The sequence below is a fragment of the Pseudomonas sp. Sample_21 genome, assembly GCF_004307525.1.
Lineage (GTDB): Bacteria > Pseudomonadota > Gammaproteobacteria > Pseudomonadales > Pseudomonadaceae > Aquipseudomonas > Aquipseudomonas atacamensis.
In genome coordinates this window covers 41,546-64,382 of the sequence record NZ_RCNZ01000089.1, presented here as the reverse complement: position 1 = coordinate 64,382, position 22,837 = coordinate 41,546, and the positions used below count along the sequence as shown (strand labels likewise).

Below are 22,837 nucleotides of genomic sequence, written 5' to 3'. Positions count from 1 at the left end.
CAGAGCGTCACGGGATTCATTCCCACGCAGAGCGTGGGAACGATCATCGAACGCCGTGTTTCTCCAGGCTGTCTGGTGGGAGCTTCACCATGTTGAACACCCTTCTTCCAATCCTGTTGTTCGCAGCGCTGGGCCTTGCGGTCCTCGGCGCGTTGCGGCGGATGAACATGTGGCGCCGGGGGCGGGCGGCGAAGGTCGATCTGCTCGGCGGTCTGCTGGCCATGCCCAAGCGCTACATGGTCGACCTGCACCACGTCGTCGCGCGGGACAAATACATTGCCAACACCCACGTCGCCACGGCGGGCGGTGCGGTGGCGTCGATTGTGCTGGCCATTCTGGTGCACGGTTTCGGCCTGCATAACCGCATCCTCGGCTACGCCTTGCTGCTGATGTCGGCGGTGATGTTTGTCGGCGCGATCTTCATGTATCTGCGCCGTGTCAATCCGCCTGCACGTCTGTCGAAAGGCCCGTGGATGCGCCTGCCGAAAAGCCTGCTGGCCTTCTCCGCGTCGTTTTTCCTGGTGACCCTTCCGGTCGCCGGGATCCTGCCGGAAAACTTCGGCGGCTGGCTGCTCGCCGCCATCCTCGGTGTTGGCGTGCTGTGGGGCGTGGCGGAGCTGTTCTTCGGCATGACCTGGGGCGGGCCGATGAAGCACGCCTTTGCCGGTGCGCTGCACCTGGCCTGGCACCGTCGCCCGGAACGCTTCGGCGGCGGGCGCTCGACCGGTTTGAAACCGCTGGACCTGAACAATCCCGATGCGCCGCTGGGCGTGGAAAAACCCAAGGATTTCACCTGGAACCAGTTGCTCGGTTTCGACGCCTGCGTGCAGTGCGGCAAGTGCGAAGCGGCTTGCCCGGCCTTCGCCGCCGGCCAGCCGCTGAACCCGAAAAAACTGATTCAGGACATGGTCGTTGGCCTCGCCGGCGGCACCGACGCGAAGTTCGCCGGCAGCCCGTATCCAGGCAAACCGATCGGCGAGCATGGCGGCAGTCCGCATCAACCGATCGTCAACGGTCTGGTCGACGCCGAAACCCTGTGGTCTTGCACCACCTGCCGTGCCTGCGTCGAGGAGTGCCCGATGATGATCGAGCACGTCGATGCGATCGTCGACATGCGCCGGCATCTGACCCTGGAAAAAGGTGCGACGCCGAACAAGGGTGCCGAAGTCCTCGAAAACCTGATCGCCACCGATAACCCCGGCGGTTTCGCCCCGGGCGGGCGGATGAACTGGGCGGCGGATCTGAACCTCAATCTGCTCAGTGAGAAGAAATCCACCGACGTGCTGTTCTGGGTCGGCGACGGCGCCTTCGACATGCGCAACCAGCGCACCCTGCGCGCGTTCGTCAAAGTGCTGAAAGCGGCAAACATCGACTTCGCCGTGCTCGGCCTCGAAGAGCGCGACAGTGGTGATGTGGCGCGGCGTCTCGGCGACGAGGCTACGTTCCAGTTGCTGGCCAAGCGCAACATCCAGACGTTGGCCAAATACAGCTTCAACCGCATCGTCACCTGCGATCCGCACAGTTTCCATGTGCTGAAAAACGAGTACGGCGCCTTCGATGGCAACTACCTGGTGCAGCACCACAGCAGCTACATGGCCGAGATCATTCAGGCCGGCGCGCTCAACCTCGGCCAGCACAAAGGCAACAGCGTGACCTATCACGATCCGTGCTACCTGGGCCGCTACAACGGCGAGTACGAAGCGCCGCGCGAAGTGCTGCGTGCCCTCGGCATCGAAGTCAAAGAGATGCAACGTTCCGGCTTCCGCTCGCGCTGCTGCGGCGGTGGCGGCGGCGCGCCGATCACTGACATTCCGGGCAAGCAGCGCATCCCCGACATGCGCATGGAAGACATCCGCGAAACCGGCGCCGAACTGGTGGCGGTGGGTTGTCCACAGTGCACGGCGATGCTCGAAGGCGTGGTCGAACCGCGTCCGCTGATCAAGGACATCGCCGAACTGGTCGCCGACGCGTTGCTCGAGGACGCCGCGCCAAGCAAGCCTGCCACGCCGGCCAAACGTGAACCTGCGGAGGTGCACTGATGAGCGACATTATCCGCCGCGACCCGCGCGCCGAATGGATTGCCCGTAACCGTTTGCACCCACTGCACGCGGCGATGCAACCGGCGCAGCACAGCTGGATGGGGCCCAATGGCGTCATCCGCAAGAATCTGCACGGCATGGGTTTTATCGGCCCCAACGGCATCAAACGCATTGACCGCAGCGGTGCGCAGCAGGGTGGGGCGGTCAAACGCTCGGCTGCTGTTGAAGTGCAGTTGCCGCTGCATCAGGTACCGGCCCCGGCGTTCTACATCAGTGTGGTGCCGGATATGGTCGGTGGTCGCCTGAGCAGCCACGACCGCGATCTGCTCGGCCTCGCTCACCAACTGGCCGGCAGCGATGGTGCGGTGCTTGCTGTGGTGTTCGGCGAGCACAAGGAAAGCGCTTTCGAAACTGCTGGCGTCGATCGCCTGCTGGTGCTGGCAGGCGAGGAATTCAGCGGTTATGCACCGGAACAACGGGTGCAGGGCTTGCGCGCTGTGGATAACCAATTCAACCCGCGTCACTGGTTGCTGCCGGACAGCCGCAGCGGTGGCGGCGAACTCGGCCGGCGCTTTGCTGCAGCGTTGGGTGAGCGCCCGGCCACGCGGGTCTGGCAGGTCAAGGATCAGGAGTGCATCGGCCGCGCCGGGGCCGGATTGCAAGACCTGGCGCGTCCAGTGGCGCGGTTGATTCTCGCCGCTGCCGAATGCGCAGAACCGGTCAGCGAAACTCGTCACGAAGCGTTGCCAGTGGAGTTATCCACAAGCGTTGCGCGCAGCTTGTCGCGCATCGAAGATCTCGGCGCAGTGGCGGTAGATCCGGCGGCGATTCCGATGGCCGAAGCCGAGTTCATCTTCTCCGGCGGTAACGGCGTCAAGGACTGGCAGTTGTTCCACGAAACCGCCGCAGCCCTCGGCGCCACCGAAGGCGCTTCGCGGGTTGCGGTGGACGATGGCTTCATGGCCCGGGATCGCCAGGTCGGCGCGTCCGGCACCTGGGTCACTGCGCGGGTCTATGTGGCTGTGGGTATCTCCGGCGCGATCCAGCACCTGCAAGGCATTGGCGCCTGCGACAAGGTGGTGGCGATCAACCACGATCCGGGTTGCGACATGATCAAGCGTGCCGACCTTTCGGTGATCGGCGAAAGCGCAGAGATTCTGCAAGCGTTGATCGAAGCGGTCGCGGCTTACCGCAACGAAGCCAAGCGCGATGCGGCGTAAGGAAACCCTATGAACACGAACGTTATCAGTCTGGTTTCAATCGGCGCTCACCCGACCTCGGGTCGGCCACGGCGCGCCGATCAGGATGCGCGCGCGGTGGAACTGGGCCTGCAACTGGCTGGGGATAACCTGCAAGTGCTGCACGCCGGTGATGTTGCCGAACCGGCACTGCGTGCCTATCTGGGCATGGGCCTGGAACAGCTGCATGTGCTGGAACAACCCGCCGGCGCCGATGCCTTGCCGGCGCTGACCGCATACCTGCGCGATGCCGGGGCGCAAGTGGTGCTGACCGGCAGTCAGGCAGAAACCGGGGAAGGTTCGGGGATGTTGCCGTTCCTGCTGGCCGAAGGTCTGGGCTGGCCGCTGGTGGTGGGCCTGGCGCAGGTCGAATCGATCAATGACGGGTCGGCGCTGGTCCTGCAAGCGTTGCCGCGCGGGCAGCGACGCCGCTTGAAGGTCAAACTGCCGTTTCTGGCCACTGTGGATAACGCCGCGCCAAAGCCTCGGCAGAGCGCGTACGGCCCGGCACGACGGGGCGAATTGGCCGCCGATGACGTTGAAGTGGTGGAGGACCAATTGTTGGCCGTCGCCACGCTGCAACCGGCCAAGCCACGGCCCAAGCGCTTGAAGGTGATCAAGGCCAAGAGCGGCGCCGACCGGATGAAAGCAGCGACGGCCAAGGCCAGTGGCGGCGGGGGGCAGGTGCTTAAGGGCGTTACCGCGCAGGCTGGGGCTGAAGCGATTCTGAAGTTGCTGATTGAAGAAGGCGTTGTCCGCTGAAAAGCCCCTCACCCTAGCCCTCTCCCAGAGGGAGAGGGGACCTACCGCGGCGAATTGGCCAAGTACACCGACCTGCGACATGGCGGTGGCCTTGGTCTGGCCAAGCCTGAGATCAATACAATGTTTCAGGTCGATGTAACCTCACCAGTCGACGCGGTCGGCCCCCTCTCCCTCTGGGAGAGGGTTGGGGTGAGGGGAAGCGGCTTACCCACATTCCCTGTTGGCGAAGCTGTGGATAACGTGTTCGCCCTTCCGCGCACCCCACGCCATTCAAGCCTTCCAGCCATAAGATCAAAAAACGATCAGCGTAACTCACGGATTTGTGAGGCTTTTCCCTCGGTATAAATCGAGAACTTGCCCCCAATCTCTGTTGGCGCTTCTGTGGATAAGATGTTCGCTATCAGCTGTAGGCCATATGGAACAAGGCTTACGGAAGGTTGATCATTTCCTGATCAAATGAGCTATCCAAGCAAAGAAAGCGTCCCGCAAGAGCACTTTTCCCCGTCCGCACGGTTTTTTCCACAGGCCAGCCAAAGTTACCCCCGATCTCTGTTGGCGCTTCTGTGGATAACGTGTTTGCTATCTGCTAGAGGCCTTTAAATACTAGGTCTACAGCGATTCGATCAAAAAACAACCAATCGTTTTCAGAAACCATGCTTATGGATAAGTCACGATTTTTCTTTGCAAATCAGCAAGATATTTTTTGACTCATCCACAGTTACCCCCATTTGCTGTGGGCGGGTATGTGGATAACTTGTTTGCGGAAGGCTGGAGGGCTTGGTGGGTATGGGGGCGGAGGTGATTGGTCGGAAATTGATCAACTGAAAGATGTAGCGTGGGTCAGGACGCCTTCGCGAGCAGGCTCGCTCCCACAGGGGATGCATTCCACCTGTAGGAGCCGCCGCAGGCTGCGATCTTATGCTCCTGATCAGCCCTGAACCGGTACACCTTTGAGGTAAGGCGCAGGCTCTGCCCCGAGGTTGTTCAACATCCGCTCGCTGTACCAATCGACGAAGTTGACCACGCCGAATTCATAGGTCTTCGAATAAGGCCCCGGTTGGTAAGCGGTGGAGTTGATCCCGCGCTGGTTTTCCTCCGCCAGACGCCGGTCCTGATCGTTGGTCGCGTCCCACACCTGGCGCATGCGCTCGACGTCGTAATCGACACCTTCCACCGCATCCTTGTGCACGAGCCACTTGGTAGTGACCATGGTTTCCTGAGCGCTGATCGGCCACACGGTGAAGACGATGATGTGGTCGCCCATGCAGTGGTTCCACGAGTGCGGCAGGTGCAGGATGCGCATCGAGCCCAGGTCCGGGTTCTTGATCCGGCCCATCAGTTTCGCGCAGCCCTGTTTGCCGTCGAGGGTCATCGACACGGTGCCCTTGAGCAGCGGCATGCGCACGATGCGGTTGCGCAAGCCGAAACTGGCGTGAGCGTAAGGGATCTTTTCCGCTTCCCAGGCCGCGGCGGAGGCGGCGACGTGATCCTTGAACGCCTGATCGGCGCGCGGGTCGGTGACGTCGTCCCACTCCAGCAGGGTTTTCAACAGTTCCGGGTGCGACGCGTTGCAGTGGTAGCACTCACGGTTGTTTTCCAGCACCAGTTTCCAGTTGGCCTTTTCCATCAAGGTGGTGGTAATCGCCACCTTGGTGTTCTCCATGTCGTACGGTTCCATGTAATGGTTGAGCGTCGACAGGAAGTCATCGATGGCCGGCGGGTTCTCTGCCAGGCTGATGAAGATGTAACCGCCAGCGGTTTTCACGTTCACCGGTTTGAGGCCGTACTGCTTCATGTCGAAGTCGGCGCCCATCTCGGTGCCGGCGAACAACAGGCGACCGTCCAGTTCGTAAGTCCACTGGTGGTAATGGCAGACCAGTTTGGCAACTTTGCCTTTTTCACTGGTGCACAGGCGCGAGCCACGGTGGCGGCAGACGTTGTGGAACGCGTGCACCACGCCCTCGGCGCCGCGAATGACGATGATCGGGTTCTTGCCGACCTGCAGGGTCAGGTAGTTGCCCTTGGCCGGGATCTCGCAGGTCATGCCGGCGATCAACCATTCCTTTTGGAAGATCTCCTGCATATCGATATCGAACAGGCGCTCGTCGCTGTAGAACGGCTGTGGCAGCGAAAAAGTGCGCTCGCGCTCCTGGAGCATTTGTGCGGTGGCCTTGCGTGCGGGTTCCAGCGGATCGCCCAGGCTGATTTTTGCGGTGACGTCCATCGATGTAATCCTCATGGCCCTCTGCGTGGCCGGCGAAAGTGGCTGATCAGGTGTGCTGCAAAACGGTTGCTACGCAAGGTGTAAAGAAGTCGTCTTGTGTTGGGGCGAGTGTGGGGCCGGCGCTGGGGGGAACCTTATCCATGCGCGACATGGCGCAATCTGTTCCCGACGCGCAAGCCCCGGTGTTCAAGGGCTGGTCGCGATAAGTATGTCAATGTCGCGGATAGGTAAACGCACGGTCTGCGCTATACGCAGAATCGCCGACAAGAGGCCGACAGTCGGCCGTGGAGAACAGCATGTCCAACAGCTTCCTGAATCCGGTCACCACCCAGACCTGGGCCAATGGCCGACACATTGTCCGTTGCGTCAAAGTCATCCAGGAAACCTGGGATGTGCGCACCTTCTGCTTTATGGCCGACCAGCCGATCCTGTTCTTCTTCAAGCCGGGGCAGTTCGTCACGCTGGAGCTGGAAATCGAAGGCCAGCCGATCATGCGCTCGTACACGATTTCCAGCTCGCCGTCGGTGCCGTACAGCTTTTCGGTGACGATCAAACGCGTGCCGGGCGGCAAGGTCTCCAACTGGTTGCACGACACTTTGCATGAAGGTCAGGAGCTGGCGGTGCACGGCCCGGTCGGGCTGTTCAACGCGATCGACTTCCCGAGCCCGAAGGTTCTGTATTTGAGCGGCGGCGTCGGCATCACCCCGTGCATGTCGATGGCGCGCTGGTTCTACGACACCAACGCCAACGTTGACATGACGTTCGTGCACAGCGCGCGCTCGCCGAAAGACATCATTTACCACCGCGAACTCGAGCACATGGCGTCGCGGATCGACAACTTCAGCCTGCACCTGATCTGCGAAAAACACGGCCTCGGTGAGCCATGGGCCGGTTATCGCGGTTACCTGAACCACAAGATGCTCGAACTGATGGTCCCGGACTTCCTCGAACGCGAAGTGTTCTGCTGCGGCCCGACGCCGTACATGACCGCGGTCAAACGCCTGCTGGAAGCGGCCGGCTACGACATGTCGCGCTATCACGAAGAATCCTTCGGCGCCACGCCACCCGAGGCCCGCGCCGACGCGGTGGAACAGGCCGAACAAGCCGCCGATGCGCCGGAAATCGACGCCGCGGATCTGCATCAGGTTGAATTCACCGCGTCCGGCAAGAGCATCCGCGTCGGCCCGGGCGAAACCGTCCACGCAGCCGCCGCCAAGCTCGGTCTGATGATCCCGAAAGCCTGCGGCATGGGTATCTGCGGAACGTGCAAGGTGATGAAACTGGGCGGCGAAGTGGAGATGGAGCACAACGGCGGGATTACCGAGGACGATGAGGCGGAAGGATTTATCCTGTCGTGCTGCAGCGTGCCGAAGGGGGATGTGCGGATTGAGTTCTGAGGCTTTTATGATCGTTCCCACGCTCCGCGTGGGAATGCCGCCCGGGACGCTCCGCGTCCCCTTTCAATACCAGCGCTGAACCTCGATCATACCCTCGATTCCCGCGTAGTCCCTGGCACTCGAATAACGCCAATGCTCCGGTAAATCCACATATCCGCGTTTCACCGGGTTGTTGTGGATGTATTCAAGTTTCTGGCGCATCACCGATTCGCTGTAGACCATTTCCGCGTGCGTGCCTTCTTGCCACAGTTGATACACCCGGTCCTGCTTATGCGCGCGTTTGCTGAAGCGCAGGCGCTGCAAGGCTTTGTCGGCGCCTTTTGTTTGCAAGTCATTGATGATTTGTCGCGCGGTGAAGGACTTGAACTGGCTGAGGCATTTGCTCAGATCGGGTGCTTGGGCGACGAAGTGCAGGTGGTTTTCCAGAATCACGTAGCCGTATAGCTTCAAGTCATGATGAGCCTGTTGATATCGCCAGCAGTTGAGCAGGTGCTCAACGATGTACGGGCGAATGAATAACGGCAACCACTCCATTACGGTGCAGGACAGGAAATGCGGTTTGTCGCTTTCGGTAATCGTATAGCGGTTGCGGCCCATGGGATTCGATCCTTGAATCTTGCGGTGCGAATGAGATGGAACGCGGAGCGTCCCGAGATGCATTACCACGCAGAGCGTGGGAACGATCAGGGTGAGGCCGGAGTAGGGAACGTGCTAGAAGAGACGTCTGCAACTACAGTGGGAAAAGTCATTCCCGACCTAAGATCGTTCCCACGCTCCGCGTGGGAATGCAGCCACTGACGCTCTGCGTCATAGCGGTTTTCAGCCTGTCGCCAAGGGTGAAGCTGGAACGCGGAGCGTCCCGGGAGACATTCCCACGCGGAGCGTGGGAACGATCAGGGTGGGGCAGATGTGGAGATAAAGATCGTTCCCACGCTCTGCGTGGGAATGCAGCCACTGACGCTCTGCGTCATAGCGGTCTTGACCTTGTCGATAATGGTGAGGCTGGAACGCGGAGCGTCCCGGGAGACATTCCTTTGCTGCGCGTGGGAATGATCATGGGCGGGATCAGGCCGACATGACCTCGCGAATATCGCGCGCCAGTTCGCGCACGCGTTCTTCTTCGGTGTCCCAGGAGCACATGAAACGTGCGCCGCCCTTGCCGATGAAGGTATAGAAACGCCAGTTCTTTGCAGTCAACGCAGCGATGGCCGGCTCGGACAGTTGCAGGAACACGCCGTTGGCCTGCACCGGGAACATCAGTTCGACGCCGGGGATGTCGCTGACCAGTTCTGCCAGCAGTTGCGCGCAGTGATTGGCGTGGCGGGCGTATTTGAGCCAGGCGTCGTTTTCCAGAATGCCGACCCACGGTGCCGACAAAAAGCGCATCTTCGACGCCAGTTGCCCGGCCTGCTTGCAGCGGTAGTCGAAGTCTTCGGCCAGTTTGTGGTTGAAGAACAGGATCGCTTCACCCACCGCCATGCCGTTCTTGGTGCCGCCGAAGCACAGTACATCAACGCCGGCCTTCCAGGTCAGGTCGGCGGGCGAGCAGCCGAGGAATGCGCAGGCGTTGGAGAACCGCGCGCCGTCCATGTGCAGATGCAGGCCCAGCTCCTTGCAGGTTGCGCTGATGGCGCGGACTTCTTCCGGGGTGTAGACGCTGCCGACTTCAGTGGCTTGAGTCAGGGTCACCACGCGCGGTTTCGGGTAGTGGATGTCCTGACGCTTGAGCGCGACTTCGCGGATCGATTGCGGGGTGATCTTGCCGTTTTCAGTGCCAGCGATCAGCAGCTTCGAGCCGTTGGAAAAGAATTCCGGGGCGCCGCATTCGTCGGTTTCGACGTGGGCGGTTTCCGAGCAGATCACGCTGTGGTAACTCTGGCACAGCGACGACAGGGCCAGCGAGTTGGCGGCGGTGCCGTTGAAGGCGAAGAACACTTCGCAGTCGGTTTCGAACAGTTTGCGGAAATGATCGGCCGCGCGGGCGGTCCATTCATCGTCGCCGTAAGCGCGCTGGTGGCCGTGGTTGGCCTGTTCCATGGCAGCCCAGGCTTCCGGGCAGATACCGGAATAGTTGTCGCTGGCGAATTGTTGGCTCTTGTCGGTCATGGCCGGCTTCCGTAATCGAGACTCTTGTGAAGGCTCGTGGTCAATGAGGATGCGCACTTTACCGAAGATCTTCCGGGGAGCACATGCGATGTCTGGTGGGGAAAATTACCAGTTTATGGGCCGATTATGCACCTGAGCCAACGCGACGGTGCCCTGGATCTGCTCAAGTGGCTGGCGCTGCTGAGCATGTTGCTCGATCACCTGCGATATGTCGGCTTCTCCGCCGATTGGTTGTATGTGCCCGGGCGATTGGCGTTTCCATGGTTTTGCCTGGCGATGGCGGCGAATCTGGCGCGAGACGATTCGCGCAAGATGGAATGGCGCTATCTGGGCTGGCTGTTGCTGTTCAGTGCAATCAGCGAAGTCCCTTATCGCTTTTATATCCCCGACCCTGACACGTTCAACGTGATGCCGACGCTGGCGCTGGGCTTGCTGGTGGCGCGTGGCTGGCAGGATTCAGCATTGGTGGCGCGATTGCTCGCACTGGCCGCGCTGGTGGTTGCGGCGGTTTTTTCAGAACGACTGATGTTTGGTTTCTTCGGCGTATTGTTGCCGTTGGCGATGTTGCTGGTTTTCCGCCGACCCTGGTATTTCAGCCCGTTGCCGGGGCTGGTGTGTCTGGCGGCGAACCAATGGCAGGTGCTGCTCGAATCGGCGCGTTTCGGCAACAGCGTGGCGATTCTCGGCCTGGCGACATGTCTGTTTGCGCCGATGCTGGGAATGTTCTTGTTGCGACATGGGCGACATCTGCAGCCACCACCGATGCGGCGGTGGGCGTATGCGCTGTATCCCGCGCATTTCCTCCTGCTGCTTGCCATCCGCCAAATCATCGCCTGACCCCTGTGGGAGCTGCCGAAGGCTGCGATCCTTTGATCTTCAAAGTCAAAGTCAAAAGATCGCAGCCTTCGGCAGCTCCTACAGGGGGAGTGCATTCTTCGGGTCATTTCCAGCCATGTCGTAAACGCACCTTTGCGTGGCGTCCGCAGGCATTTGAGCTGTCTGTGCCGGTCATACCATCGCATCAAAGGGCACTGCCATCATTGCCAGTGCCTTACCGAGACGAATGGCGCACAGATGCCGCTGGGAGAGACGCGATGTTCAGCAAGCAAGACCAGATCCAGGGTTACGACGATGCACTGCTGGCGGCGATGAATGCCGAGGAGCAACGTCAGGAAGATCACATCGAGCTGATCGCGTCGGAGAACTACACCAGCAAGCGCGTCATGCAGGCGCAAGGCAGCGGCCTGACCAACAAATACGCCGAAGGCTATCCGGGCAAGCGCTACTACGGCGGCTGCGAGCATGTGGATAAAGTCGAAGCGCTGGCTATCGAACGCGCCAAGCAACTGTTCGGTGCCGACTATGCCAACGTCCAGCCGCACTCCGGCTCCTCGGCCAACAGCGCCGTGTACCTGGCGCTGATCCAGCCGGGTGACACCATCCTCGGCATGAGCCTGGCCCACGGCGGTCACCTGACCCACGGCGCGAAAGTGTCGTCCTCGGGCAAGCTCTACAACGCTGTGCAGTACGGCATCAACACCGACACCGGGCTGATCGACTACGACGAAGTCGAGCGTCTGGCCGTCGAGTGCAAACCGAAAATGATCGTTGCCGGTTTCTCTGCTTACTCGAAAACTCTGGACTTCCCGCGCTTCCGTCAGATCGCCGACAAGGTCGGCGCGCTGCTGTTCGTCGACATGGCTCACGTCGCCGGTCTGGTCGCTGCGGGCCTGTACCCGAATCCGCTGCCGTACGCCGATGTGGTCACCACCACCACGCACAAAACCCTGCGCGGTCCGCGTGGCGGGCTGATCCTGGCCAAGTCCAACGAAGAGATCGAGAAAAAGCTCAACGCGGCCGTTTTCCCCGGCGCCCAGGGCGGTCCGCTGATGCACGTCATCGCCGGCAAGGCGGTGTGCTTCAAGGAAGCGCTGGAGCCTGGCTTCAAGGCCTATCAGCAACAAGTGATCGACAACGCCCAGGCGATGGCCAGCGTGTTCATCAAGCGTGGCTACGATGTGGTCTCCGGCGGCACCGACAACCATCTGTTCCTGGTCAGCCTGATCCGTCAGGGCCTGACCGGCAAGGACGCCGATGCCGCGCTGGGCCGCGCGCACATCACGGTGAACAAGAACGCCGTGCCGAACGACCCGCAGTCGCCGTTCGTGACCTCGGGCCTGCGCATCGGCACCCCGGCGGTGACCACGCGCGGCTTCAAGGTCAGCCAGTGCGAAACCCTCGCCGGGTGGATCTGCGACATCCTCGACAACCTCGGCGACGCCGATGTCGAGGCCAATGTCGCCCAGCAGGTCTCGGCCCTGTGCGCAGACTTCCCGGTTTATCGCTGAGTCGGTTTTGGAGTAATGACTATGCAACGCTATTCCGGCTTCGGCCTGTTCAAACACTCGCTCAGCCACCACGAAAACTGGCAGCGCATGTGGCGCACGCCCACCCCGAAAAAAGTCTACGACGTGGTCATCGTCGGCGGCGGCGGGCACGGCCTGGCGACGGCCTACTATCTGGCCAAGGAGCACGGCATCACCAATGTCGCCGTGGTCGAGAAAGGCTGGCTGGGCGGCGGTAACACCGCGCGCAACACCACCATCGTGCGCTCCAACTACCTGTGGGACGAGTCGGCGCACCTCTACGAACACGCGATGAAATTGTGGGAAGGCCTGTCGCAGGATCTCAACTACAACGTGATGTTCTCCCAGCGTGGCGTCTACAACCTGTGCCACACCCTGCAGGACATCCGTGATTCCGAGCGTCGGGTCAGCGCCAACCGCCTCAACGGCGTCGACGGCGAACTGCTCGACGCCAAGCAGGTGGCGGACGAGATTCCGTACCTGGACTGCTCGAAAAACACCCGCTACCCGATCATGGGCGCCACCGTGCAGCGTCGCGGCGGCGTCGCCCGTCACGATGCCGTGGCGTGGGGCTTCGCCCGTGCCGCCGATGCCTTGGGTGTGGACCTGATCCAGCAGACCGAAGTGATCGGTTTCCGCAAGGAAAATGGCGTGTGCATCGGCGTTGAAACCAACAAGGGTTTCATCGGCGCCAAGCGCGTCGGCGTGGTCACTGCCGGTAACTCCGGGCACATGGCCAAGCTTGCCGGTTTCCGCCTGCCGATCGAATCCCACCCGCTGCAAGCGCTGGTGTCCGAGCCGATCAAACCGATTATCGACAGCGTGATCATGTCCAACGCCGTACACGGTTACATCAGCCAGTCCGACAAGGGCGACCTGGTGATCGGCGCCGGTATCGACGGCTACAACGGCTACGGCCAGCGTGGTTCGTACCCGGTGATCGAACACACCATCCAGGCCATCGTCGAGATGTTCCCGGTGTTGTCCCGCGTACGTATGAACCGCCAGTGGGGCGGCATCGTCGACACCACTCCGGATGCCTGCCCGATCATTTCCAAGACGCCAGTACCGAACATGTTCTTCAACTGCGGTTGGGGCACCGGTGGCTTCAAGGCCACACCCGGCTCGGGCAACGTGTTTGCCGCGAGTCTGGCCAAGGGTGAAATGCACCCATTGGCTGCACCTTTCTCCATCGACCGTTTCCACAACGGTGCGTTGATCGATGAACACGGCGCTGCTGCGGTTGCCCACTAACAGGAGAAATCCCCATGTTGCATATCTTCTGTCCTCACTGCGGCGAACTGCGCTCTGAAGAGGAATTCCACGCATCCGGTCAGGCGCACATCCCGCGTCCGCTGGATCCGAACGCCTGCACCGATGAAGAGTGGGGCGACTACATGTTCTTCCGCGATAACCCGCGCGGTCTGCACCACGAGTTGTGGGACCACGTTGCCGGTTGCCGCCAGTACTTCAACGTCACTCGCGATACCGTGACCTACGAGATTCTCGAGAGCTACAAGATCGGCGAGAAGCCGCAATTCACCGACAAGGCTGGCACTGCGAAAACAGCCACGACGGCGCTGGGAGAGAAGGTATGAGCCAGACCAATCGCCTGTCCAACGGTGGACGGATCGACCGTAACAAAGTGCTGAGCTTCACCTTCAACGGCCAGACCTACAAAGGCTATGAAGGCGACTCGCTGGCCGCTGCCCTGATCGCCAACGGCGTCGATATCATCGGTCGCAGCTTCAAGTATTCGCGTCCTCGCGGCATCTTCGCTGCCGGTTCCGAAGAGCCGAACGCGGTGTTGCAGATCGGTGCTACCGAAGCTACGCAGATTCCCAACGTGCGCGCCACGCAACAGGCGTTGTATCAGGGCCTGGTCGCCACCAGCACCAACGGCTGGCCGAGCGTCAACAACGACATGATGGGCATTCTCGGCAAGGTCGGCGGCAAGCTGATGCCGCCGGGTTTCTACTACAAAACCTTCATGTACCCGCAATCGTTCTGGATGACTTACGAGAAGTACATCCGCAAGGCTGCCGGCCTCGGCCGTTCGCCGACCGAGAACGATCCGGACACCTACGACTACATGAACCAGCACTGCGACGTGCTGATCGTCGGCGCTGGCCCGGCCGGTCTCGCCGCTGCCCTGGCGGCTGCGCGCAGCGGTGCCCGCGTGATTCTGGCCGATGAGCAGGAAGAGTTCGGCGGCAGCCTGCTTGATTCCCGCGAAAGCCTCGACGGCAAACCGGCGATGGAATGGGTTGCCAGCGTCATCGCTGAATTGAAGAACACCCCGGACGTGCTGCTGTTGCCGCGCGCCACGGTCAACGGCTACCACGACCACAACTTCCTGACCATTCACGAACGCCTCACCGATCACCTCGGTGACCGCGCGCCGATCGGACAGGTGCGTCAGCGCATCCACCGTGTCCGCGCCAAGCGCGTGGTGCTGGCGACCGGCGCCCACGAGCGTCCACTGGTCTACGGCAACAACGATGTGCCGGGCAACATGCTCGCCGGTGCGGTGTCGACTTACGTGCGTCGTTATGGCGTAGCGCCAGGCAAGAAACTGGTGCTGTCGACCAACAACGATCACGCCTATCGCGTCGCTCTGGATTGGCTCGATGCCAGTCTGCAAGTGGTGGCGATCGCTGACGCCCGCAGCAATCCGCGCGGTGCATTGGTCGAAGAAGCGCGCGCCAAAGGCATTCGCATCCTCACCGGCAGCGCCGTCATCGAGGTGCGTGGCAGCAAGCGAGTGACCGCTGCACGCGTCGCCGCGATTGACGTAAAGGCCCACGCCGTGACCAGTCCGGGCGAATGGCTCGACTGCGATCTGGTCGCCAGCTCCGGCGGTTACAGCCCGGTGGTTCACCTGGCTTCGCACCTCGGTGGCAAACCAGTGTGGCGCGAAGACATTCTCGGTTTCGTACCGGGCGAGGCACCGCAGAAACGCGTGTGCGTCGGTGGCATCAATGGCGTCTACGCGCTCGGCGATTCGCTGGCCGACGGTTTTGAAGGTGGCGTGCGCGCTGCTGCCGAAGCCGGTTTCCAGACCGTCGAAGGCGTGTTGCCGAAAGCCCTGAGCCGTCTCGAAGAGCCGACCCTGGCGCTGTTCCAGGTGCCGCACGAGAAAAACTCGGCGCGTGCACCGAAGCAATTCGTCGACTTCCAGAACGACGTCACCGCCGGTGGCATCGAACTGGCGACCCGCGAAGGTTTCGAGTCGGTCGAGCACGTCAAGCGCTATACCGCGCTGGGCTTCGGCACCGATCAGGGCAAGCTCGGCAACGTCAACGGTCTGGCCATTGCCGCCCGTTCGCTGAACGTGACCATCCCGCAGATGGGCACCACCATGTTCCGTCCGAACTACACGCCGGTGACCTTCGGCGCCGTGGCCGGTCGGCATTGCGGGCACATCTTCGAACCGGTGCGCTACACCGCGCTGCATGCCTGGCACGTGAAGAACGGCGCCGAGTTTGAAGACGTCGGTCAGTGGAAGCGTCCCTGGTACTTCCCGAAAAACGGTGAAGACCTGCACGCGGCGGTCAAGCGCGAATGCAAAGCCGTGCGCGACAGCGTCGGCCTGCTCGATGCCTCGACCCTCGGCAAGATCGACATCCAAGGCCCGGATGCCCGCGAGTTCCTCAACCGCGTGTACACCAACGCCTGGACCAAGCTCGACGTGGGCAAGGCTCGCTACGGTCTGATGTGCAAGGAAGACGGCATGGTCTTCGACGACGGTGTGACCGCGTGTCTGGCCGACAACCATTTCGTCATGACCACCACCACCGGCGGCGCCGCGCGCGTACTGCAATGGCTGGAGCTGTACCACCAGACCGAATGGCCGGACCTGAAGGTGTACTTCACGTCGGTCACCGACCACTGGGCGACCATGACCCTCTCCGGGCCGAACAGCCGCAAGCTGCTCAGCGCCGTGACTGACATCGATCTGAGCAACGAAGCGTTCCCGTTCATGACCTGGAAAGAAGGTCTGGTCGGCGATGTGCCGGCGCGGGTGTTCCGTATCTCGTTCACCGGTGAGCTGTCGTACGAAGTCAACGTGCAGGCCGATTATGCGATGGGCGTACTGGAGAAAATCGTCGAGGCCGGCAAGCAGTACAACCTGACGCCGTACGGCACCGAAACCATGCACGTGCTGCGGGCCGAGAAGGGTTTCATCATCGTCGGCCAGGACACCGACGGCTCGATGACCCCGGACGACCTGAACATGGGCTGGTGTGTCGGTCGCACCAAACCGTTCTCGTGGATCGGCCAGCGCGGCATGAACCGCGAAGATTGCGTGAAAGATCAGCGCAAGCAACTGGTGGGTCTCAAGCCGATCGATCCGACCAAATGGCTGCCGGAAGGCGCGCAACTGGTGTTCAACACCAAGCAGGCGATCCCGATGACCATGGTCGGCCACGTGACCTCCAGCTACGCGCACAACTCCCTCGGTTATTCGTTTGCCATGGGTGTGGTCAAGGGCGGTCTCAAGCGCATGGGCGAGCGGGTGTTCGCACCGCTGGCCGATGGCAGCGTGATCGAGGCGGAAATCGTGTCTTCGGTGTTCTTCGATCCGAAGGGTGATCGCCAGAACATCTGACAACCTCGTGAGCGGTGGGCGGGCGGCTATTCGCGAGCAGGCTCGCTCCCACATTCGATCGCGTTCCCCTGTGGGAGCGAGCCTGCTCGCGAAGGCGGCGGCACAGCAACCACAGGAACCAACAGAATTCAGAAGGTGCTTTATGACCACAGCCAATGTTTACCAGCAACGCCCGACCACCGGTGCCCGTGCCGAGTCGTCGCTGCACCATGCCGACCTCGCCAGCATGGTCGGCAAGGGCCGCAAAAACGCCGGCGTGATCGTGCGTGAGAAAAAACTCCTCGGCCACCTGACCATTCGAGGCGATGGCCACGATGCAGCCTTCGCGGCCGGTGTGCACAAAGCGTTGGGCATTGAATTGCCCGGCGCCCTCAGCGTGATCGTCAAAGGCGAAACCAGCCTGCAATGGATGGGCCCGGACGAGTGGCTGCTGATCGTGCCAAGCGGCGAAGAATTCGCCGCCGAGCAGAAACTGCGCGAAGCGTTGGGTGATCTGCACATTGCCATCGTCAACGTCAGCGGCGGCCAGCAGATCCTCGAGCTGAGCGGGCCGAACGTGCGTCAGGTGCTGATGAAATCCACCAGCTATGACGTGCACCCGAACAACTTCCCGGTCGGTAAAGCGGTGGGCACGGTGTTCGCCAAGTCGCAGCTGATGATTCGCCATACCGCCGAAGACACCTGGGAACTGCTGATCCGTCGCAGCTTCTCGGATTACTGGTGGTTGTGGTTGCAGGATGCTTCGGCCGAGTACGGCCTCAGCGTTCAGGCCTGAAAGATCAAAAGCTACCCCCTCACCCCAGCCCTCTCCCCCAAGGGGGAGAGGGGAAAGGGAGCAGATAGATGATCGTTCCCACGCTCCGCGTGGGAATGCATCCCGGGACGCTCCGCGTCCCAAGAGCGGACGCAGAGCGTCCATGGCGGCATTCCCACGCAGAGCGTAGGAACGATCAGAGGAAAAAATATGAGCCGCGCCCCAGACACATGGATTCTGACCGCCGACTGCCCCAGCGTCCTCGGCACGGTGGACGCGGTCACGCGTTTTCTGTTCGAGCAGGGCTGCTATGTCACCGAGCACCACTCGTTCGATGACCGCCTCTCGGGGCGCTTCTTCATTCGCGTGGAATTCCGTCAGCCTGATGGTTTCGACGAACAATCTTTCCGCGCCGGGCTGGCCGAGCGCGGACAGGCGTTCGGCATGCTCTTCGAGCTGACCGCGCCCAACTACCGGCCGAAAGTGGTGATCATGGTCTCCAAGGCCGATCACTGCCTCAACGACTTGCTCTATCGCCAGCGCATCGGCCAGTTGTCTATGGACGTCGCGGCGGTAGTGTCCAACCATCCGGATCTCAAGCCGTTGGCCGACTGGCATCAGATTCCCTACTACCATTTCCCTCTCGACCCCAACGACAAACCGGCGCAGGAGCGTCAGGTCTGGCAGGTGATCGAAGAGGCCGGCGCCGAACTGGTGATCCTTGCCCGCTACATGCAGGTGCTGTCGCCGGAGCTGTGCCGCAAGCTCGACGGCAAGGCGATCAACATTCATCACTCCCTGCTGCCGGGCTTCAAGGGCGCCAAGCCGTATCACCAAGCCTACAACAAGGGCGTGAAACTGGTGGGCGCGACGGCGCACTACATCAACAACGATCTCGATGAAGGACCGATCATCGCCCAGGGCGTCGAGGCGGTGGATCACAGTCATTATCCCGAAGACTTGATTGCCAAGGGCCGGGATATCGAAGGCCTGACCTTGGCGCGGGCGGTCGGGTATCACATCGAAAGAAGGGTGTTCCTGAACGCCAACAGAACTGTCGTTCTTTAGCGCAAGCTCCAAGCTCCAAGCCGCAAGAACAAGCGGTCAGCACACTTCTTGCGGCTTGTAGCTTGCCGCTTGAAGCTCAATCAACTCTCTACCCAACAACAAATATAGAGGTGATGGCATGTCTGGCAATCGTGGTGTGGTGTATCTCGGCGCTGGCAAGGTCGAAGTACAGAAAATCGACTATCCGAAAATGCAGGACCCGCGTGGTCGCAAGATCGAGCACGGGGTCATTCTTAAAGTGGTTTCCACCAACATCTGCGGCTCCGACCAACACATGGTGCGCGGTCGGACCACGGCGCAGACCGGTCTGGTGCTGGGTCACGAAATCACCGGCGAGGTGATCGAAAAGGGCTCCGACGTCGAAAACCTGAAGATCGGCGATCTGGTCTCTGTTCCGTTCAACGTGGCTTGCGGGCGCTGCCGTTCCTGCAAGGAGCAACACACCGGCGTCTGCCTGACCGTCAACCCGGCCCGTGCCGGCGGCGCATACGGTTACGTCGACATGGGCGACTGGACCGGTGGCCAGGCCGAATACGTGCTGGTGCCGTACGCCGACTTCAACCTGCTGAAACTGCCGGATCGCGACAAGGCCATGGAGAAAATCCGCGACCTGACCTGCCTCTCCGACATCCTCCCGACCGGTTACCACGGCGCCGTCACTGCCGGCGTTGGCCCGGGCAGCTCCGTGTACATCGCTGGCGCCGGTCCGGTCGGCCTCGCCGCTGCCGCTTCCGCACGCTTGCTCGGTGCTGCGGTGGTGATCGTCGGCGACGTCAACACCATCCGCCTGGCCCACGCCAAGGCACAGGGCTTTGAGGTCGTCGACCTGTCCAAGGACACCCCGCTGCACGAACAGATCGCCGCGCTGCTGGGCGAGCCGGAAGTTGATTGCGCGGTGGACTGCGTCGGTTTCGAAGCACGCGGCCACGGCCACGACGGCGTCAAGGCCGAAGCCCCGGCCACGGTGCTCAACTCACTGATGGGCGTGGTGCGCGTTGCCGGCAAGATCGGTATCCCGGGCCTGTACGTCACCGAAGATCCGGGCGCCGTCGACGCCGCGGCGAAAATGGGCAGCCTGAGCATCCGCTTCGGCCTGGGCTGGGCCAAATCCCACAGCTTCCACACTGGGCAGACTCCAGTGATGAAGTACAACCGCCAGTTGATGCAGGCAATCATGTGGGACCGCATCAACATCGCCGAAGTGGTCGGCGTGCAAGTGATCAGCCTCGATCAGGCGCCGGAAGGTTACGGCGAGTTCGATGCGGGTGTGCCGAAGAAGTTTGTGATTGATCCGCATAAGTTGTTCAGTGCGGCGTAACGGATCAAGGTGACAAAAAGGGCGGCCGAAATGCCGCCTTTTTCATTTCCGCTAATCGTTATTCATTCGTGCTAAAGGAGCACTGAGTTAACGAAACAGTGCATTGACCGGTTTTCGTCCAATCGCTGGATGTCGATTCGAAGTGAGCGACATCTGCTACCAAGGCAATGTTTCCATAACGGCAACTTATCTGATTGACCAGGATTGGACCGGTTTCGTCTTCGTCTTCGGTAATGTGCGTAACGCTTTCAAACTCAGTGCCCCTGTTGATTTTCAGCTCGTTCGGATTCGCCACCTTCCAGATTCTACCGAAGCTGTCCTTGAGCTCAGAACCATCCCTGGCCTCTTGCATGCCTGAAAGCACGGGGCAGGTGTCTGCCTGTGCGAGGCCTGCAGTAACTGCTAAACAGAGCGGCGTGAATAGTCTTGCGATACGCATGATTCCATTTCCTTGGCGAGTTGAAGGTCAACCATGCCCCGGAAGAATTGCGACGACTACTGTCATATATGACAGTTTATGAGAACCATTAGGAATGAATCGGGTGGGTTTTATCGCGAGCAGTGGTCGGCCGGACTAATATCATTTCCCGGTTCTGGAACAGCTCATTGAGTCTCCGGTCAAAAGGCGCAGCTCCGCCTGTTGATGGAGCCCAAGAAATAAGAGGATGTCTGAATGAAGATTTCACGCGGTTTTGCCCTGGCATCGCTCCTGACTCTGGCCGCCGGGCCGGTGTTTGCCGGTTTCAGTTTGAACGACGTGGCCGGTGCGGTAGCGGGGATGCAGGGTGGTGACAAGGCGGCCGCTGCGGCGCCGACCTCGGAGACCGCTGGTTTGTTGAGTGCGCTGAGTGCGCTGGACGTCACGCCGGAGCAGGCCGTTGGCGGCACCAGCGCGATGCTTGGGCTGGCGAAGAATCAGTTGAGCAGCACCGACTATTCGCAACTGGCCAAGGAAGTGCCGGGCATCGACAAGTTGTCCGGTGGCAGCGGCAATCTGGCGGCGCTCGGGGCGTTGCTCGGTTCGTCCGGCAAGTCCGCAGGTCTTGAGAATGCACTGGGCAATGTCAAAGACACCAACGATCTGAACAACGCGTTCAGCGCGCTGGGCATGGACAGCGGCATGATCGGCCAGTTTGCCCCGGTGCTGCTGCAATACCTCGGTCAGCAGGGCGTCGGCGGTTCGCTGTTGAGCAGCCTGGGCAGCATCTGGGGTGTCGGCACGGGCACCTGAGTCAGCCGCGCTCATTGCGCAGTTCGACGATGCGCTGATCCTTCTCGGTCCAGAGCTGGTTGACCCAGTTCTGGACGTGTTGGCGAAAGGCCGGATCTTTCTCGTAATCGCCTTGCCACAGCGCCGGGTCGAGTTCGCGGGTCCTGATGTCGATGATTACTCGCGGCACGTTGCCGCTGATCAGATCCCAGAAGCCCGGAATTTTTTCCTGCGGATACACCACCGTCACATCGAGCATCGCGTCGAGTTGTTCACCCATCGCCGCCAGCACGAACGCCACGCCGCCGGCCTTGGGTTTGAGCAAGTGGTTGAACGGCGATTCCTGCTGGGTGCTTTTCGCCAGGGTGTAGCGCGTGCCTTCCAGATAATTCACCACCGTTACCGGCTGGCGCTTGAACAGCTCGCACGCCGCTTTGGTGATTTCCAGATCCTTGCCCGCCAGCTCGGGGTTCTTTGCCAGAAAGGCTTTGGTGTAGCGCTTCATGAACGGGTAATCCAGCGCCCACCACGCCAAGCCCAGGAACGGCACCCAGATCAGCTCTTTCTTCAGAAAGAACTTGAAGAACGGCGTGCGCCGGTTGAGGGTCTGGATCAGTGCTGGAATGTCGACCCACGATTGATGGTTGCTGACCACCAGATAGGAGGTGTCGCGGCGCAGATCGTCGCCGCCGCGAATGTCCCACTGCGTCGGGATGCACAGCCGGAAGATCAGCTTGTCGATCTCGGCCCAAGTCTCGGCAATCCACATCACCGCCCCCGATGCGTAATCCCGCCAGCGCCCGGGTGCAACCAGCTTGAGCAGGGCGAACACCATCAACGGCCCGATCAGGATCAGGGTGTTGAGCAACAGCAACAGGGTGACGAAACAGCCGGTGAGCAGGCGGCGCATAAGCAACTCTATGAAGTGGCAGGGGCGAGCCATGATAAGCAGCTTCGCGCAGCAGGCCAAATCGGCGCTGACGAATGTTTCACTTCAGTCCCGTTAACCTGATCGTTCCCCCGCTCTGCGTGGTAACGCCGCCCGGGACGCTCCGCGTCCCCTGTGACGCAGAGCGTCACTGGATGCATTCCCACGCAGAGCGTGGGAACGATCAACCGTGCGACGGTCTAAAATCCCGTTGCCCAACCTCCCAAGGAAAACCCTTACGTGAAATCCCTCCTTGCTCTGTTTGCCCTCGTTGCGCTGCCGGTCATGGCCGCCGAGCCGACGCTGTACGGTCGCTACGAATACATCGCGCTGCCGGAAATCGGTGGCGAAGTGCTCAAGGCCAAGATGGACACTGGCGCGCTGACCGCCTCGCTGTCGGCCAAGGACATCGAGACCTTCACCCGCGATGGCGAAGACTGGGTGCGTTTCCGCCTCGCCACCAAAGATGCCAGCAACAAGGTTTTCGAGCACAAGGTCGCGCGCATCAGCAAGATCAAAAGCCGTTCCGACGAGGACGATGATGAGCGCGACAGTAGCGATGTCGCCAAGCGTCCGGTGGTCGATCTGGAACTGTGCCTGGGCAACGTCAAGCGCACCGTCGAGGTCAACCTGACCGACCGCAGCCACTTCAACTATCCGCTGCTGATCGGCGCCAAGGCCTTACGCGAGTTCGGCGCGGCGGTCAATCCGGCGCGGCGTTACACCGCCGACAAGCCTGACTGCTAAGTGGTCTGATTGACGTAACCCCGGGCTTGGGGCACCGTTCGCGCACTCACTGCCACGGGCTCGGACGC

Annotated in this window: 19 protein-coding genes; 14 read left to right on the top strand and 5 right to left on the bottom strand. The window is 61.1% G+C overall.

Features of this window, described 5'->3' with window-relative positions; all coding sequences use genetic code 11:
- Positions 1 to 89: 89 nt before the first annotated feature.
- From dgcB to D8U71_RS16990, 3 genes are read left to right on the top strand one after another with little or no spacing between them, the layout of a single operon-like run.
- Positions 90 to 2,039, top strand: coding sequence for a dimethylglycine demethylation protein DgcB (gene dgcB, locus D8U71_RS17000; RefSeq protein ID WP_130888278.1), 1,950 nt, complete (start codon positions 90 to 92; stop codon positions 2,037 to 2,039).
- A complete protein-coding gene (locus D8U71_RS16995) occupies positions 2,039 to 3,259 on the top strand; it encodes an electron transfer flavoprotein subunit alpha/FixB family protein (RefSeq protein ID WP_130888277.1) in 1,221 nt (406 codons plus the stop codon). The genes dgcB and D8U71_RS16995 overlap by 1 nt, the downstream gene beginning before the upstream one ends.
- 9 nt (positions 3,260 to 3,268) lie before the next feature.
- The gene (locus D8U71_RS16990) at positions 3,269 to 4,039 is read left to right on the top strand and encodes an electron transfer flavoprotein subunit beta (protein WP_024014592.1); all 771 of its coding nucleotides are present in this window, start codon (positions 3,269 to 3,271) and stop codon (positions 4,037 to 4,039) included.
- Positions 4,040 to 4,967: 928 nt separating this feature from the next.
- On the opposite strand, the gene gbcA is transcribed toward D8U71_RS16990, so the two are convergent.
- On the bottom strand, positions 4,968 to 6,263 hold the full coding sequence (gene gbcA, locus D8U71_RS16985) for a glycine-betaine demethylase subunit GbcA (protein ID WP_016772823.1): 1,296 nt from the start codon (positions 6,261 to 6,263) through the stop codon (positions 4,968 to 4,970).
- Positions 6,264 to 6,559: 296 nt separating this feature from the next.
- Between gbcA and gbcB the strand changes: the two genes are divergently transcribed.
- Positions 6,560 to 7,660 (top strand): glycine-betaine demethylase subunit GbcB, encoded by a 1,101-nt coding sequence (gene gbcB / locus D8U71_RS16975; protein WP_016772824.1) that lies wholly within the window; start codon positions 6,560 to 6,562, stop codon positions 7,658 to 7,660.
- Positions 7,661 to 7,723: 63 nt separating this feature from the next.
- On the opposite strand, the gene D8U71_RS16970 is transcribed toward gbcB, so the two are convergent.
- Together D8U71_RS16970 and D8U71_RS16965 are read right to left on the bottom strand one after the other, a co-directional pair.
- Positions 7,724 to 8,257 carry a transposase gene (locus D8U71_RS16970; RefSeq protein WP_130888276.1) on the bottom strand — a complete coding sequence of 178 codons (534 nt, stop codon included), beginning with the start codon at positions 8,255 to 8,257 and terminating at the stop codon, positions 7,724 to 7,726.
- A 468-nt stretch (positions 8,258 to 8,725) separates the two neighbouring features.
- The gene (locus D8U71_RS16965; protein ID WP_016772826.1) at positions 8,726 to 9,766 is read right to left on the bottom strand and encodes a low specificity L-threonine aldolase; all 1,041 of its coding nucleotides are present in this window, start codon (positions 9,764 to 9,766) and stop codon (positions 8,726 to 8,728) included.
- A 126-nt stretch (positions 9,767 to 9,892) separates the two neighbouring features.
- Here D8U71_RS16965 and D8U71_RS16960 point away from each other — a divergent pair, with 126 nt between their 5' ends.
- The 8 genes from D8U71_RS16960 (at position 9,893) to fdhA (ending at position 19,884) form a co-directional block, all read left to right on the top strand.
- Positions 9,893 to 10,603: a TraX family protein gene (locus D8U71_RS16960; protein ID WP_130888275.1), complete on the top strand. Its 711-nt coding sequence runs from the start codon at positions 9,893 to 9,895 to the stop codon at positions 10,601 to 10,603.
- A gap of 257 nt (positions 10,604 to 10,860) precedes the next feature.
- The gene (gene glyA / locus D8U71_RS16955; protein ID WP_024014589.1) at positions 10,861 to 12,114 is read left to right on the top strand and encodes a serine hydroxymethyltransferase; all 1,254 of its coding nucleotides are present in this window, start codon (positions 10,861 to 10,863) and stop codon (positions 12,112 to 12,114) included.
- A gap of 21 nt (positions 12,115 to 12,135) precedes the next feature.
- Positions 12,136 to 13,386, top strand: coding sequence for a sarcosine oxidase subunit beta (locus D8U71_RS16950; RefSeq protein ID WP_016772829.1), 1,251 nt, complete (start codon positions 12,136 to 12,138; stop codon positions 13,384 to 13,386).
- Between the two features lie 14 nt (positions 13,387 to 13,400).
- Positions 13,401 to 13,730, top strand: a complete 330-nt coding sequence (locus D8U71_RS16945; RefSeq protein WP_016772830.1) for a sarcosine oxidase subunit delta — start codon at positions 13,401 to 13,403, stop codon at positions 13,728 to 13,730.
- Positions 13,727 to 16,744, top strand: a complete 3,018-nt coding sequence (locus D8U71_RS16940) for a sarcosine oxidase subunit alpha (RefSeq protein WP_110646293.1) — start codon at positions 13,727 to 13,729, stop codon at positions 16,742 to 16,744. The genes D8U71_RS16945 and D8U71_RS16940 overlap by 4 nt, the downstream gene beginning before the upstream one ends.
- Positions 16,745 to 16,886: 142 nt before the next feature.
- Complete coding sequence (gene soxG / locus D8U71_RS16935; RefSeq protein WP_130888274.1) at positions 16,887 to 17,519, top strand: sarcosine oxidase subunit gamma family protein; 633 nt, start codon at positions 16,887 to 16,889, stop codon at positions 17,517 to 17,519.
- 189 nt (positions 17,520 to 17,708) lie between these two features.
- Positions 17,709 to 18,566, top strand: coding sequence for a formyltetrahydrofolate deformylase (purU, locus tag D8U71_RS16925; RefSeq protein ID WP_039757644.1), 858 nt, complete (start codon positions 17,709 to 17,711; stop codon positions 18,564 to 18,566).
- 118 nt (positions 18,567 to 18,684) lie between these two features.
- Positions 18,685 to 19,884, top strand: coding sequence for a formaldehyde dehydrogenase, glutathione-independent (gene fdhA / locus D8U71_RS16920; RefSeq protein ID WP_016772834.1), 1,200 nt, complete (start codon positions 18,685 to 18,687; stop codon positions 19,882 to 19,884).
- A gap of 58 nt (positions 19,885 to 19,942) precedes the next feature.
- Here fdhA and D8U71_RS16915 read toward each other — a convergent pair whose 3' ends face one another.
- A complete protein-coding gene (locus tag D8U71_RS16915) occupies positions 19,943 to 20,323 on the bottom strand; it encodes a hypothetical protein (protein ID WP_125925478.1) in 381 nt (126 codons plus the stop codon).
- Between the two features lie 234 nt (positions 20,324 to 20,557).
- On the opposite strand from D8U71_RS16915, the gene D8U71_RS16910 reads away from it, so the two are divergent.
- Positions 20,558 to 21,115, top strand: a complete 558-nt coding sequence (locus tag D8U71_RS16910) for a DUF2780 domain-containing protein (protein WP_130888273.1) — start codon at positions 20,558 to 20,560, stop codon at positions 21,113 to 21,115.
- Position 21,116: 1 nt separating this feature from the next.
- Here the strand turns inward: D8U71_RS16910 and D8U71_RS16905 are convergent, their stop codons facing one another.
- Positions 21,117 to 22,004: an acyltransferase gene (locus tag D8U71_RS16905; protein WP_130888272.1), complete on the bottom strand. Its 888-nt coding sequence runs from the start codon at positions 22,002 to 22,004 to the stop codon at positions 21,117 to 21,119.
- A 258-nt stretch (positions 22,005 to 22,262) separates the two neighbouring features.
- On the opposite strand from D8U71_RS16905, the gene D8U71_RS16895 reads away from it, so the two are divergent.
- Entirely contained in the window at positions 22,263 to 22,769 is a 507-nt protein-coding gene (locus D8U71_RS16895; protein WP_125925481.1) for an ATP-dependent zinc protease, read from the top strand.
- Positions 22,770 to 22,837 lie beyond the last annotated feature (68 nt).